This is a genomic window from Hymenobacter sp. BT491 (genome assembly GCF_014349165.1).
Taxonomy (GTDB): domain Bacteria; phylum Bacteroidota; class Bacteroidia; order Cytophagales; family Hymenobacteraceae; genus Hymenobacter; species Hymenobacter jejuensis.
The window spans coordinates 1066376-1079578 of the sequence record NZ_JACSJJ010000002.1; the positions used below are offsets into that span (position 1 = coordinate 1066376).

Consider the following 13203-nt stretch of genomic DNA (forward strand, 5'->3'; position numbering starts at 1 on the left):
CCTTGATCTGCCGGAGTTAAACAAATACAACTTATTGATAGTCTGACATTTACAAACTTTTAAAAACTCATTATTCATAATACTCAGCCATTCACCCAAGCACAAGCCATGCACCGGGTCATCTCTCCCACCATGTCCAGAATTTTACCGGTCATTGTGCTGGCCCAGTTCTTTTGCACCTCGCTCTGGTTTGCGGGCAATGCCATTGCGGTCGATCTGGCGGCGGCGTTGCAGCAGCCGCCCACGTTTGTAGCGCACCTGACCAGCGCTGTGCAATTGGGATTTATCACCGGCACGCTGGTTTTTGCCCTGCTCGCCATTGCCGATCGCTTTTCCCCTTCGCGGGTATTCTTCCTCAGCGCCCTGGCGGCGGCCCTATGCAATCTGGGCATCAACCTGGGCAGCCTGGAAGCGGGCAACTTGCTCGCCTTCCGGTTTCTGACTGGTTTTTTCCTGGCCGGTATTTACCCCGTGGGGATGAAAATCGCCGCCGATTACGTGCAGGCAGGCCTGGGCAAATGGCTGGGCTTCCTGGTGGGCGCGCTGGTTGTGGGCACGGCTTTTCCGCACTTGCTCAAGAGCGTCACGGCGCAGCTGCCGTGGCACTACGTAACGCTCACCACCTCGGGGCTGGCGGTGCTGGGCGGCGTGGCCATGCTACTGCTCGTGCCGGATGGGCCTTACCGCAAAAAGGGGCAACGGTTGCAGCTTACGGCCTTTGCGGCGGGGTTCCGGCAGCCGAGCTTCCGGGTCGCGGCTTTCGGCTACTTCGGCCACATGTGGGAGCTTTACACCTTCTGGGCATTCCTGCCCCTTATCCTGACCACCTACAACCGCGCGCACCCCAACGCCGAGCTGCCGGTGTCCCTGTTGTCGTTTTTGCTGATCGGGGCCGGCGGCTTGGCCTGCGTGAGTAGCGGGCTGCTTTCGCGGGTGGTGCCCCCGCGCAAGGTAGCCACGACGGCGCTGGCCTTGTCGGGCGCGTGCTGCCTGCTCTCGCCGCTGGTGCTGCGCAGCAACTCAGCGGCCCTGCTCCTGTGTTTTCTGTTTTTTTGGGGGCTGATGGTGGTCGCCGATTCTCCCTTGTTCTCCACCTTGGTGGCCCAAAGCGCGCCGGAAACATCGCGTGGCACTGCCCTGACCATCGTGAACTGCCTGGGTTTTGCGATTACCATTGTTAGCATAGAAGTTACGCGGTGGCTCTCCAGCTACGTAAATACGCATGATCTCTTCTTCATGCTCGCTTTGGGGCCGGCACTGGGGGTGCTGGCCCAGCTAGGCAGCCGCAAAGCAGAAGCAACGGCATCGTAGCGGCCGTGGTGATGCAGCCAGAGAAGCAAAATGCAGAAGCAGTTCTCATCTGTTCGCGCCTGGAACAGGCCTTCCGGATCCCATCCTGCTTCGGACAACTATACATTTGATCGGATACTAGGCACAAGAGAACGGTAAATGTCTAGCTTTACTCCATGCGTAGGGCTTTCAATAGTTGGAATTGGAGACAGAATCTACTAGCCGTGCTAGTAGCGCTGGCTGCCTGCTCATCACCCGAACAGCAAAATGGCGCACCCACTAAAGACCCAACCACGGGTGAAGTCTACGCCCGGCGCCGCGTCGTGGTATCCGACTCGTTGTACCGGGGCCGCGTGCTCGACCGGTACGACTCGGTGCTGGTGGACACCCGCCTGCAATACCTGCTGAAGCTGCCGCGCCGCCCCCCACTCGATACCCTGGCCTTGGGCCAGCTGCTGGGCTGGGACTCGGTGACCGTCCACCGCCGCATTGCCGACGCTTTGCCTTACGAAGAAGCCCCAGCCGGTTACCCGGTTCAGCTTAGCCTCACGGCGGCCGAAGCCAAACGTGTGCGCCGCGACAGCACCGACTGGCCCAACCTAACGTTGACCGAGCGTCACCAGCGCGCCTACACCACCAGCGCGGGTGCGGCGGTGCTGGGCTACACGGGTGCGGAGGCGCAGGCCTTTTTCCGCCAAGCCAAGCGCTACCGGCGCGGCCGCTTTTATAGGCTGCGCAGCGGCGGGGTCGAAACCTACTACAACGGCCTGCTCAACGGCCACTGGGGCTACCTGCACCCTTTGGTGGATGCAAAGGGCAAAGAGCACGGCACCTGGGCCCGCGACACCACCTTTCAGCAAGGCCAGGACCTGCACTTGACTATTGATGTGAAGCTACAGGCCTATGCAGAAAAACTGCTGGGAAACCGCAAAGGGTACCTGGTGGCCCTGGACCCGCGCACCGGAGAAATTCTGTGCTTCGTGTCGGCGCCCGTATACAAGGCGGCCACCCTCACCGCGCCCGACCAAGCGGGCGTGCGAGCTAAACTGCTGGAAAGCGAAGACATGCCGCTGCTCAACCGGCCGGCCATGTTGGCCAATCCGCCCGGCTCGGTGTTTAAGCTGGTAAATGCCGCCGTGGCGTTGCAGATGGGTGCCATCAGCACCTCTACCTCTTTTCGCTGCGACCAATCGCTTATCAGTTGCGTGCACCGCCATCCGCAGGCCCAAAGCCTGACGCTGGGCCTGAAGTACAGCTGCAACCCCTACTTCTACCAAGTGCTGCGGAACGTCATCAACCGCACGCCCGACAGCCTGGCCCTGGATTCGGCAGCCGCCCGCCATGCCAATCTAGCGCTCTGGCGCCGCTACGCCCGGTCGTTTGGCCTGGATTCGGTACTGGGTGTGGACATCCCGCGTGAAGCGCCCGGCTTCTTACCCACCCCGGCTTATTACGATAAGGCTCGCCGCACGCCCTTCTGGACGTATCGCTCCATTTATTCACTTAGCATCGGGCAGGGTGAAATTAACCTCACGGGCCTGCAAATGGCCAACATGGCGGCCATCGTTGCCAACCGCGGCTGGTACTACACGCCCCACCTGGTACGCAGCATCGGAGCAGGCGGACCGCTGCCGCGCTTCACCGAAAGGCACCACACCCTCATCGACAGCGCCAACTTTGCCGCGCTGGTGCCCGGCATGGTGGCCGTGATGCAGCGCGGCGGCACTGCCGATGCTTCCAGCCTGGCCGATGTGGGCATCACGGTGGCGGGCAAGACCGGTACCGTGGAAAACGACGAAGGCGATGATCACGCCGCGTTTGTCGGCTTCGCGCCGGCTGACAACCCCCAGATCGTCGTAGCAGTTTACGTCGAAAATGCAGGTTTCGGGGCTACGGCCGCTGCCCCCTGTGCCGTACTGGTGATGGAGAAATACTTGCGCGGCAGCATTGCCCCGCGCCGTAAGCGGTGGGAAGCGCGCATTCGGCGCAGGGCGCAGAACGGGTATTAAGCGAGGCTAGCCAGAGATCAGCAGGAAGCGGGTGTCAGAACTGAGCCCAGCGCGATCAGTTAAGTAAAGCAGATCCAGTTTGGAAGAAATGGATATTTCTCGACGCATTTACGCGCTCCTCGCCGCCATACGTTTCTAGAAAAATTATCTAGCCAATACCAGCAGAAATTGTTCGTTGTACTTACATTCTGAGTGGCACATTCGCTTTTTCGTTGAAATCAGCTTTGCATAGCTTCATGAAACGTAGCATTTGGCTCGGCGTGGCGGCCCTGCTGCTGGCGGGATCCGTGAAAGCCCAAGGCCTGGCAGGCATTTGGCAAGGTGTAGAAACAGACCCTGATGAGCCGGGAGCCACCTGGCCGTCGGTGCTGCGGGTGCAGAACGGCAAGGGCACGGGCTTGTTTGGCGTGATGTATCAGGAGGCAACGGAGCGGCCGGACGCTACGGTAACGTTTCAGGTTCGGGCCACCCAAACTCCCGGCGGCATGCGCCTCGAACACGTGCGTAAGCTAAACGAAACCGGGGCCACCCCCTTCACCTACTGGTGCGAAGGCATCATCGTGTTCACCTACGACCCCAAACTGGAAAAGCTGACCGGCCGCGCTGACTACGACCCCGTCGGCAATTGCGACAAAGGCACTTACACGCTTTACCGCATCAAACTAAAATCGGCGCCTACTGTGCTGGCAGGCACCGAAACCACCCTTCGTGTATCGGGCCGCAACGTGCGCTGGTACGCCGACGCGGACCTGAAACAACCGGTAAACAGCGGCAACGAGTACCGCACCAAGCTCAGCAAAGCCACTACCTTCTACCTGACGCAAGGCTACTATCCTACCCGCGAAGGCGCCGTGGTGCCCATCACCATTCAAGTAAAAGGAGCTGTAGCCAAGGCCGAACCCAAACAAGCCCCCGCGCCCCCACCAGCCGATACCGCCCGCTCGGTGCCGGCACCCATAGTATCGGCTAAGCCTGTGGCGCTGCCGACGGTGCTGTTCAAGCTGGGTACGCCGGAGCTGTTGCCGGAGGCCATTCCGGCTCTGGATCAGCTAGCAGCAGAACTCCGCGAGCGGCCTGCGCTGCGGTTGCAGGTTGCGGGCCACACTGACCGTATTGGCGAGCCTCAGAAAAACCTGACGTTGTCGGAGCAGCGCGCCGCGGCGGTAAAGGAATACCTTGTAAAGGCGGGCATTGCGCCCGACCGTATCAGCACCGTGGGCTATGGCGACACCTACCCACTTTACCCCGCACCCGATGCCCGTAACCGCCGCGTGGAAGTATCGGAGGCAAAATAGATAAATATACAAATATTTGATTATCAAGTATTTATGCACAAGTAGGGTTTCGCTTAATCTGCCTAATCAGTGCACAGCCACAGGTTTCACTCCAGCTTTAGGGTTCAAATACCGCTCACACAAGGCAGTACTTGGGATAGTGGCTTTGAGTACCGGCGCCGGTTGCGATGTATCTAACTCGAAGCCTTCGATCAAGTCCTGTTGGGTTAGGGGCAGGTCGGCGCCGCCCACGTACAGCGAGCAGTAAAACTGCATCCAGAGCTTGCCACGAAAGGTTTGGGAGGTCGCGCCGGAGGCAAACGCGTTGTGCAGCACGTAGTCTTTGGGAAAGCCCACCCGCCGAATGGTCGCAGCGTAGTCGGAATCACCAGACGGGCCAATCGCGGCTTCCGGCACTACAAACAGCGTTTCGCCGAGCACGTGAAAGCAGGTATCCGTGACGCGCGGGCGATTGGAGCTGTTTTCCGAATACTCGTGTGCGTCCTGCTTTACGCGGTAAGCAAAGCGCACCGACTTGGCGCGCGGGTGGTACACCACAATGCGGTTGCTATCGGGCATCAGGCGAAAGCGATACTGAGCGTTTTCGCCGCGAAAACCGCTTAGGCAGCGCATCAGGTCGTGCTCGCCCCATACTTCGTTGGAGAAACGGAATGCCGTTGAATCATCGGGCTTTGGAGTGCGCACGCTGACTTGCACCTCCAAGCCCTCACTTGCCAAGTGTGGCGAGTAGCACACATCGTACTCAGCGCGGGATTGGGCCGCGGCCACTACGGGCAGCAGGCAGCATAAAAAGAACAGGATTTTCATAGCAGGCAGGGCAGTTCAGCGTCGGGGCAAATGTAGCCTGGCTGATAGTCAGCGTGTTTCACATCTACATGTGATCAGCAGGGCCATTGGGCCTTGCGCCGGAGCATAACCTATCGCCCACAGAGCAGTTACTACTACCAAAGCTTAAAGTCCATTCGCCCCAAACCACTACCATGACCATTACCATCGCCCAAAATTCTGCGCATCCCCTTACCGTCAACCGCCTAGGATATGGCACCATGCGCCTCACGGGTCCCGGTATTTGGGGCGAGCCCGCCAAGCGACCTGAAGCGCTTGAAGTACTGAAAACAGCCATTGCCGAAGGCGTGAATTTTCTGGATACCGCCGACTACTACGGCGAAGACGTCACCAATCGACTCATCGCCGAAGCCCTGCACCCTTACCCAAACGACTTGGTTATCTGTACGAAAGTAGGCGCTACCCGCAAGCCCGATAAAAGCTGGGTGGTGTTTAACTCCCCTGAAAACCTGCGTACCAGCATCGACAACAACCTGCGCACCCTGAAGCAGGAGCAAATTCAGCTGGTACACTTCCGCATCATGCCCCACAGCGAAGTGCCGTTTGACGAGTCGCTGGGGGCCATGTTTGAGATGCAGCGGGAAGGAAAAATTCTGCACGTGGGCCTCAGCAACGTAAGCCGCGAGGAGTTAGAAGCGGGCCTCAAAATGGGGGCAATTGCTACGGTGGAGAACATGTATGGCTACGGGCAACGCACCACCGTGAAGACTCCGCACGGCGAAGACCGCGGCGGCGAGGAAGTGCTGGCCCTCTGCGAGCAACACGGCATTCCGCTTATTCCCTATTTCTCCTTAGTGAACTCACTGCCAAAAGCTAGCGCCAAAATTGCGGAAATAGCCCAGAAGCATAACGCCTCAGAAGCACAGCTCAACCTGGCTTGGCTGCTGCACAAGTCACCCTGGATTTTGCCGATTCCCGGTACCTCTTCCGTGGCCCATTTGCGCGAAAACCTGAAAGCAGCCGATATCCAGCTGAGCCAGGAAGACTTAGAGTACCTAGGATAAGCCCAAAGCGCTTTCCCTTCAGAAAATTGCGTGCAGACCGGTATACGCTCAGCCGAGCGCCTTGAGCATGGGAACGCACGGTTTTCGGCAACGGGGCTCCTACCTTGTGCGAAGCGTGCGCCCACACCGTTTCAAAGGCCCCATCTTTACGCTCATTCCGTAACTCCTACCCGATGAATACCCCCCGCAGACTTTCCTTGGCCGCGGCCCTCCTGCTTGCGGGCCCCGCCACCAGCTTCGCCCAAACCACCAGTACCTGGAATAACAAACAATGCGCCGTTGTGCTGACCTACGACGACGCCATCGACGTGGACCTGGACAACGCGGTGCCGGCCCTCGACTCCCTCAAGCTGCGGGGCACGTTTTACCTGATTGGCTCCTCGCCGGTGGTGGCGCGCCGGCTTGGCGAGTGGCGACAGGCGGCGAAACGCGGACACGAACTAGGCAACCACGCCCTGATGCACCCTTGTGATGGCAGCTTGCCCGGCCGCAGTTTCGTCACCCCCGACAACGACCTGAGCAAATACACCGTCAGCAGGGCCGTGAGTGAGGCCCGCGCCAACAACACCTTGCTCAGCGCCATCGACGGCAAAACGGCCCGCACCTTTGCCTACCCGTGCGGCGATCTCACCATTGGCGGCGTCAAGTTTTACGACCAACTGCAAAAGGATTTCGTGGCCGCGCGGGGTGTAACCGGCGGTCTGCAAACGCCCGCGCAAGTCGACCTGACCAACATCGACAGCTACATGATCAACGGACAATCGGCTGATTATCTGATTGATCTGGTAAAGAAGGCCCAGCAGTCGCACACGCTTCTGGTGTTTCTATTTCACGGCGTAGGCGGCGGCCACTCGCTGAATGTCGATCTGAAGGCGCATCGTCAGTTGCTGCGCTACCTCAAAGCCCACGAAAAAGATATCTGGGTGGCGCCGATGGTCGAGGTGGCCGAAAAAATCAAAGCGTACCAACTGAGTGCCGGCAAAAAACAAGGGTAAGCCTTACAAAAGCCATGTTTATAAGTATTTCGTAATCAAATACTTATAAAAACCACCAATCCCAACTGCTGCGGTAGCTAATGCAGCTACCGCAGCAGTTGGGATTGGTGGGTTACAAAACCGGCACAACAGACCCGGCGCTTACTTCGGATTGGTTTTGACGGAGGCTACTTTAGGAGCAGAGCCTTTGATGGCCTCTTCATCAATAGCTGTAACCTGACCCGCCGCGACCAGCCAGTGTCCGTTTTGCTTCACCAAAGTCATGGTTACTCTATCACGAGTCGGGCCTATCTTGTTCGTCCCCCTGTTGACCCCGTCGGGTGGGTAGGCGACGCCGATCGCCATAATCTGGTTCATTACTGCCACGTCTGGGGCAATAGCCCGAATGGTCATTTCCGAAGATTTGAAAGGCACGCCTTTATACATCTTGGTAAAAAGCTTCAAATGCTCCTGCACCAGCTGCTGCTGGCCGCGCCATAGCATGCCGATGGGTGTAACGAAGCTTATGTCTTTGGTCGTGTAAGCGGTCATTTCCTGAAAGCGGTGGTTGTTCAGGTTGGCCTCCCAGTGATTAACCGACTCACGGATGCCCTTTTCGTCCGTAGGCGTGAGGTGAGCCGGCGCCATTTGGGCCAAAGTCAAACGACTGGAAATCAAGCACAAAATGACTAACAGAAGTGTTTTCATAGGAGTGTAGGTAAAAATAAACATTCACATCAGCACCCTGCTTCGGGCACCAAAGCCAGCCGGCGCATCTCGGCTCCCGCGCAACCTCATCCACTTTCCGGCCTAGTCAGGCACCCTGCGAAGCGTTTCTGTTGCGTCGCCTACTACCACTTTCTTATATATTATAAGTTACTAATATTGAGCCAGATACCAAGCCATCGGCACACTCGCGGGTAGGTTATTCGATGCAGGAGGCTTGTTGAGTCGGCGGGGAGGCGCTGGGCCTGGCTTTTACCAAACTCTTTCAAGCCCGTACATTTGCCGAGCAGCATGCTGCGTTTTGTCTTACCCAACCGGCTTCCTCCGCTCCCGATATGACTGTTGATCAATTCTTTGCGTTATTTCTGGACGAATTACGAAGCAACCCCAAGCTCACCAGCTACTATAAGTTTTTGGCCAATCCGGCCAGCTTTGAGTTTCGGAAAGTGTATGTTACGCAGCGCCTGCACTACATCCTGGATCGGCTGCCCAACACCGAGGCCGCCATCTGGGACTGCGGCTGTGGCTACGGCACCACGGCTATTTTTCTGGCTCTGAACGGCTACAAAGTCCACGGCACGACGTTGGAATTTTACTTTGAGCACATCCCGGAGCGGCTGCGCTACTGGTCGCAGTTTGGCGACGTATCGGGCTTTACCTACAGCTACGAAAACCTCTTCGACTCGCCTCCAGCCCCGGCTTCCTACGACCATATCATCATTCAGGACACCCTCCACCACCTCGAACCGCTCCAGGATGCGCTGCGCATTTTCCGGGAAGCGCTGCGACCGGCTGGCACGCTTATCATCGTAGAGGAAAACGGCGGCAATGTGGTGCAAAACACCAAATTATACCTGCGCCGGGGCAACAAGCGCATCATCGAAATCCACGACCCGCAGCTCGATAAAAAAATCCTGCTGGGCAACGAAAACATTCGCAATCTCGCCACTTGGCGCCGTGAGCTGGCCCGCCAAGGCCTGCACATTTACCCCGCCGACGTGCAGTATATCCGGCTGTTTCCGCCGTTTATGTTCAAGGATGACAACGCCCAGCAACTGGTTGAGCGCGAAAACAAGCTGTGGCGCCGCAATTCTTTCCTGAAAGAAAACCTGTTTTTCGGCCTCAATTTCACCGCCGGCAAAGCCCCTAAGGAAAACGGCGCCTAAACAAAAACTCCTCTCCTCAGCCGAGGAGGGGACGCGGCAGCGAAGCTACCGCCGGGGCGGTTGAGTCGTTGCGGAGGTTGTTTAGTTGTACTTCAAAACAGAAGTTAACGTGGCTTTGTGCAAGCTACTTGGTCACAAATAAATGATGCTTGCATAACAATTTTACAACAGTTGCGTAGTACCTTTGCACTCAAGAACCTGATTCACTACTACATACATTTTTGCCATGAAAAAGAGCACTGCCGCTGTTTCGTCGCTATTGGTACTGGGGGGCCTTGGCTCGCTGGGGTACCTAGCCGCTCAGGTGCTGGACCTGAACCTGTTTTTTGACCTGCGGGACGAAGAAGAGTTTCACTACTGCTAGTTTTTCTGGCTGAGCGGCTTGGTCGCCGCGCGATTATTCGGAGGGCTCCGCTTTGCAGCGGAGCCTTTTTATTTTGCCCAAAAACCATCTGAACGTCATAATCAGGGCCTTACCTTGCGCGGCCGAAAAAAACCACATCCATTCCGAGCGGTTTTCGGTACTTCACAGTACGGACGGCTCGGAAGGGGCCGCGCCCGTGTATTTCTCACTCTTCCTTTTTCCCATGAACCTAAACACCCTCAAGGAGCAAATCAGCTACATCATTGGCCGCGATTTAGCTCGCAACTTCGCCCAGCAGGGCCTCGACCTAAACATCGACGTGCTGGCTGACAGCCTGAAAGAAGGCATTGCCGGCCAGCCCAGCCGCCTGACCCAAGAGCAAATGCGCGACGCCATGGCCCAACTGCAAGCCCAGATGGAGGCGCAGGAGGCCCAAAATGGTGGTGGCCAGCCTCAGGGCGGTGGCGATGCCAAGGAGGCCGGTGAAGCTTTCCTGGCCGAAAACCAAAACAAGCCCGGCGTGACCACCCTACCCAGCGGCTTGCAATACGAAATCCTGACGGAAGGCACCGGCAAAAAGCCCACACGCAGCAGCTCCGTCACGACGCACTACCACGGCACCCTCATCGACGGCACCGTGTTCGACAGCAGCTACCAGCGCGGCGAACCCGCTACGTTCCCAGTCAACGGCGTAATCGCGGGATGGACGGAAGCGCTTCAGCTGATGCCCGAAGGCTCGAAGTGGCGCCTTTACATTCCGTCGGAGCTGGCGTACGGCACGCGCGGTGCGGGCCGCGACATCGGCCCGAACTCTGCCTTGATTTTTGATGTAGAGTTATTGCGCGTCAACAACTAGCGCTTCCAACCAAAGGATGACCACCGACCCAACCGCTACCGGCACGTTCCCGACTTGGGTGCGTACGTCCACGACCGGGTCGGTGGCCCCACCTGCCCCCATGCCTTCCGAAGAAAGCGTTCCGCTAAACGCCCCCGAACCTCTTGAGCCTTCGCTCCCTCCGCTGCGCAGCTCCGATGGGCGGCTGGAACTCACAGCCGATACGCTGACCGTAAATGGCCAGCGCTTTCTGTTGCTAGAGCTTGAAGCGGTAGAGTTAACCCCGGTGCGGTGGCTGCTGTGGTATTTGCTGGGCGGGTTTGCGCTGGCGGGTTTTGCGCTAGCCTTTTTGCAAAACTGGCTTCGCACGATGCCAGCCATGCTAGGTCTGGCGGCCAGCGCTTTATTGTTCGTGTATGGGCAGCGCGGCACCAACCGTTTGCGCCTGCACAGGCTAGGGCGCGAGGCCGTACACTTTGCGCTTCCCGGCGAGCCCGAACGCTGGCAGCAACTGGCCCGCGAAACCAATCGCCGCATCCGTCGTCGGCACGACGAGGCCGCGGCTGCGGCGGCTGCGGCCTTGCTTCCTCCGCCCACGTACGAGGAGCTGCCGCCAGGCGCCGAGCCATCTGCTTAGGAGCTTTACTTACCTCTTTTCTTTCTACCAAACCACTTGGGAAACGGAGTCCCCGATTTGCTCTGCGTACCCTACCTTTAGGCGCTTTTTCGCCGGGAAGATTTCTCCTTCTATTTCTTACTATGGACGCCAAACATCGGCACACCGCCATCTCGACTGCCGGCTTGCTCATTGCCCTGGGCATTATTTACGGCGACATCGGCACTTCGCCGCTGTATGTGATGAAAGCCATTGTGCCTAAGGAAATTGATCCGCGCCTCGTGTACGGTGGCATCTCCTGCGTGCTCTGGACCCTGACGCTGCAAACCACCGTTAAGTACGTATTGCTCACCCTGAACGCCGACAACAACGGGGAGGGTGGCATTTTCTCGTTGTTTGCCTTGGTACGGCGCCGGGCATTCTGGCTCACGATTCCGGCCATTGTCGGCGGCGCGGCCCTGCTCGCCGATGGTGTCATCACTCCTCCCATCTCGGTGTCCTCGGCCATTGAAGGTCTGGAAACGGTGTACCCGCACATCCCGACGGTGCCCATCGTTATCGCCATTATAATGGGATTGTTCTTGCTACAAAGCTTTGGTACTCAGATAGTTGGCAAAGCATTCGGGCCGATTATGTTTGTGTGGTTTACCATGTTGGCCGTACTGGGAGGCTCTTGGATTGCAAAACACCCGGAGATCCTGAAAGCCGCCAACCCCTACTATGCCTACGAGTTGCTAGTGATGTATCCGGGTGGGTTCTGGCTGCTGGGTGCGGTTTTCTTGTGCACGACCGGAGCCGAGGCCTTGTATTCGGACCTGGGGCACTGCGGCAAGGGCAACATCCGCATCAGCTGGATGTTTGTGAAAACCTGCTTGCTGCTCAACTACTTCGGACAGGGCGCGTGGCTATTGGCTCACCAAGGCGAGCAGCTCAGCGGACGCAATCCGTTTTATGAACTCATGCCGCCGTGGTTTTTGCTCATCGGCATTGGCATTGCCACCATTGCGGCCATTATCGCGTCGCAGGCCCTGATTACGGGCTCGTTTACGCTGGTGGCCGAAGCCATCCGGCTGAACATGTGGCCCAAAGTGAAGCTCAACTACCCCACCGACGTGAAGGGCCAGCTGTATGTACCCAGCATGAACCGGCTGCTGCTGCTGGGCTGCATCGGGGTGGTGCTCTACTTCAAGCGCTCCGAACACATGGAAGCCGCTTACGGTCTGGCTATTACGCTCACCATGCTCATGACCACCCTGCTGCTCACGATGTGGTTGCGCTCCAAGCGGGTACCCATGGCAGTTGTGGTGTTATTCGCCCTCGTGTACGGCGTTATCGAAGGGGCCTTCTTAATCGCCAACCTCATCAAGTTTCCGCATGGCGGCTGGGTTTCGCTGGCTATTGGCTTGGCCCTGATGAGCGTGATGTACACGTGGCTGCGGGCTTTCTACATCAAGCGCCGCCTGACGGAATTCGTTAAGATTGAGCCGTATATGGATGCGCTGAAAGAGCTCAGCGACGACGACTCGGTGCCAAAATATTCAACGCACTTGGTGTTCATGACGTCGGCGGAGCGGCCTTCGGAAATCGAGTCCAAGATCATTTACTCCATCTTCCAAAAGCGTCCGAAGCGCGCCGACATCTATTGGTTTGTGCACGTCGACACCACCGACGAGCCGTATACCATGGAGTACAAGGTGGTGGAGCTGGCCCCCGACGACGCCTTCCGCATCACCTTCCGGTTGGGTTTCCGGGTCGAGCAGCGCATCAACCTCTACTTCCGCAAAGTGGTCGAAGACCTGGTGCGCAACAAGGAAGTGGACATCACCTCGCGCTACGAATCACTTAGCAAACAGCACGTTACGGGCGACTTCCGCTTCGTGGTACTGGAGAAATTCCTGTCAGTCGAAAACGAATTCCCGCTCATGGAAAAGCTCGTGATGCAGGCCTATTTCTACATCAAGCAGTTCATCGCCTCCGAAGACAAGTACTTCGGCCTCGATACCAGCTCAGTGAAAGTGGAGAAGGTACCGTTGGTCATTACGCCTGTACGCGATGTAGCACTCAAGCGCGTTATGTAA

Annotated in this window: 12 protein-coding genes; 10 read left to right on the forward strand and 2 right to left on the reverse strand. The window is 57.7% G+C overall.

The features are described from left to right. The first annotated feature begins 132 nt into the window (after nucleotides 1-132). The 3 genes from H9I52_RS10285 to H9I52_RS10295 all read left to right on the forward strand — a co-directional run bounded on the left by H9I52_RS10285 (nucleotide 133) and on the right by H9I52_RS10295 (nucleotide 4594). The gene (locus tag H9I52_RS10285) at nucleotides 133-1311 is read left to right on the forward strand and encodes an MFS transporter (RefSeq protein ID WP_187453767.1); all 1179 of its coding nucleotides are present in this window, start codon (nucleotides 133-135) and stop codon (nucleotides 1309-1311) included. 203 nt (nucleotides 1312-1514) lie between these two features. Further along, on the forward strand, nucleotides 1515-3299 hold the full coding sequence (locus H9I52_RS10290; protein ID WP_187453768.1) for a peptidoglycan D,D-transpeptidase FtsI family protein: 1785 nt from the start codon (nucleotides 1515-1517) through the stop codon (nucleotides 3297-3299). Nucleotides 3300-3535: 236 nt separating this feature from the next. Then, nucleotides 3536-4594 carry an OmpA family protein gene (locus H9I52_RS10295; RefSeq protein ID WP_187453769.1) on the forward strand — a complete coding sequence of 353 codons (1059 nt, stop codon included), beginning with the start codon at nucleotides 3536-3538 and terminating at the stop codon, nucleotides 4592-4594. 66 nt (nucleotides 4595-4660) lie between these two features. Here H9I52_RS10295 and H9I52_RS10300 read toward each other — a convergent pair whose 3' ends face one another. Beyond that, entirely contained in the window at nucleotides 4661-5401 is a 741-nt protein-coding gene (locus H9I52_RS10300) for a hypothetical protein (RefSeq protein ID WP_187453770.1), read from the reverse strand. A 173-nt stretch (nucleotides 5402-5574) separates the two neighbouring features. On the opposite strand from H9I52_RS10300, the gene H9I52_RS10305 reads away from it, so the two are divergent. Both H9I52_RS10305 and H9I52_RS10310 read left to right on the forward strand, forming a co-directional pair. Further along, complete coding sequence (locus H9I52_RS10305) at nucleotides 5575-6444, forward strand: aldo/keto reductase (RefSeq protein ID WP_187453771.1); 870 nt, start codon at nucleotides 5575-5577, stop codon at nucleotides 6442-6444. Between the two features lie 173 nt (nucleotides 6445-6617). Further along, on the forward strand, nucleotides 6618-7439 hold the full coding sequence (locus H9I52_RS10310; RefSeq protein WP_187453772.1) for a polysaccharide deacetylase family protein: 822 nt from the start codon (nucleotides 6618-6620) through the stop codon (nucleotides 7437-7439). Between the two features lie 141 nt (nucleotides 7440-7580). Here H9I52_RS10310 and H9I52_RS10315 read toward each other — a convergent pair whose 3' ends face one another. Next, nucleotides 7581-8126 carry an SgcJ/EcaC family oxidoreductase gene (locus H9I52_RS10315; RefSeq protein WP_187453773.1) on the reverse strand — a complete coding sequence of 182 codons (546 nt, stop codon included), beginning with the start codon at nucleotides 8124-8126 and terminating at the stop codon, nucleotides 7581-7583. A gap of 353 nt (nucleotides 8127-8479) precedes the next feature. Between H9I52_RS10315 and H9I52_RS10320 the strand changes: the two genes are divergently transcribed. From H9I52_RS10320 to H9I52_RS10340, 5 genes are all read left to right on the forward strand, one after another. Then, the gene (locus H9I52_RS10320) at nucleotides 8480-9310 is read left to right on the forward strand and encodes a class I SAM-dependent methyltransferase (protein ID WP_187453774.1); all 831 of its coding nucleotides are present in this window, start codon (nucleotides 8480-8482) and stop codon (nucleotides 9308-9310) included. Between the two features lie 226 nt (nucleotides 9311-9536). Continuing rightward, on the forward strand, nucleotides 9537-9674 hold the full coding sequence (locus H9I52_RS10325; RefSeq protein WP_165699464.1) for a hypothetical protein: 138 nt from the start codon (nucleotides 9537-9539) through the stop codon (nucleotides 9672-9674). A gap of 223 nt (nucleotides 9675-9897) precedes the next feature. Beyond that, nucleotides 9898-10530 (forward strand): FKBP-type peptidyl-prolyl cis-trans isomerase, encoded by a 633-nt coding sequence (locus H9I52_RS10330; RefSeq protein ID WP_187453775.1) that lies wholly within the window; start codon nucleotides 9898-9900, stop codon nucleotides 10528-10530. Between the two features lie 16 nt (nucleotides 10531-10546). After that, on the forward strand, nucleotides 10547-11146 hold the full coding sequence (locus tag H9I52_RS10335) for a hypothetical protein (protein ID WP_187453776.1): 600 nt from the start codon (nucleotides 10547-10549) through the stop codon (nucleotides 11144-11146). 122 nt (nucleotides 11147-11268) lie between these two features. Beyond that, nucleotides 11269-13203, forward strand: coding sequence for a KUP/HAK/KT family potassium transporter (locus H9I52_RS10340; protein ID WP_139517341.1), 1935 nt, complete (start codon nucleotides 11269-11271; stop codon nucleotides 13201-13203).

What these genes read in the sequence shown, in the direction of transcription:
- H9I52_RS10285 (WP_187453767.1), top strand. Translation starts at nt 133, where the DNA reads ATGTCCAGAATTTTACCGGTCATTGTGCTGGCCCAGTTCTTTTGCACC.
- H9I52_RS10295 (WP_187453769.1), top strand. Translation starts at nt 3,536, where the DNA reads ATGAAACGTAGCATTTGGCTCGGCGTGGCGGCCCTGCTGCTGGCGGGA.
- H9I52_RS10300 (WP_187453770.1), bottom strand. Translation starts at nt 5,401, where the DNA reads ATGAAAATCCTGTTCTTTTTATGCTGCCTGCTGCCCGTAGTGGCCGCG.
- H9I52_RS10305 (WP_187453771.1), top strand. Translation starts at nt 5,575, where the DNA reads ATGACCATTACCATCGCCCAAAATTCTGCGCATCCCCTTACCGTCAAC.
- H9I52_RS10310 (WP_187453772.1), top strand. Translation starts at nt 6,618, where the DNA reads ATGAATACCCCCCGCAGACTTTCCTTGGCCGCGGCCCTCCTGCTTGCG.
- H9I52_RS10315 (WP_187453773.1), bottom strand. Translation starts at nt 8,126, where the DNA reads ATGAAAACACTTCTGTTAGTCATTTTGTGCTTGATTTCCAGTCGTTTG.
- H9I52_RS10320 (WP_187453774.1), top strand. Translation starts at nt 8,480, where the DNA reads ATGACTGTTGATCAATTCTTTGCGTTATTTCTGGACGAATTACGAAGC.
- H9I52_RS10325 (WP_165699464.1), top strand. Translation starts at nt 9,537, where the DNA reads ATGAAAAAGAGCACTGCCGCTGTTTCGTCGCTATTGGTACTGGGGGGC.
- H9I52_RS10330 (WP_187453775.1), top strand. Translation starts at nt 9,898, where the DNA reads ATGAACCTAAACACCCTCAAGGAGCAAATCAGCTACATCATTGGCCGC.
- H9I52_RS10335 (WP_187453776.1), top strand. Translation starts at nt 10,547, where the DNA reads ATGACCACCGACCCAACCGCTACCGGCACGTTCCCGACTTGGGTGCGT.
- H9I52_RS10340 (WP_139517341.1), top strand. Translation starts at nt 11,269, where the DNA reads ATGGACGCCAAACATCGGCACACCGCCATCTCGACTGCCGGCTTGCTC.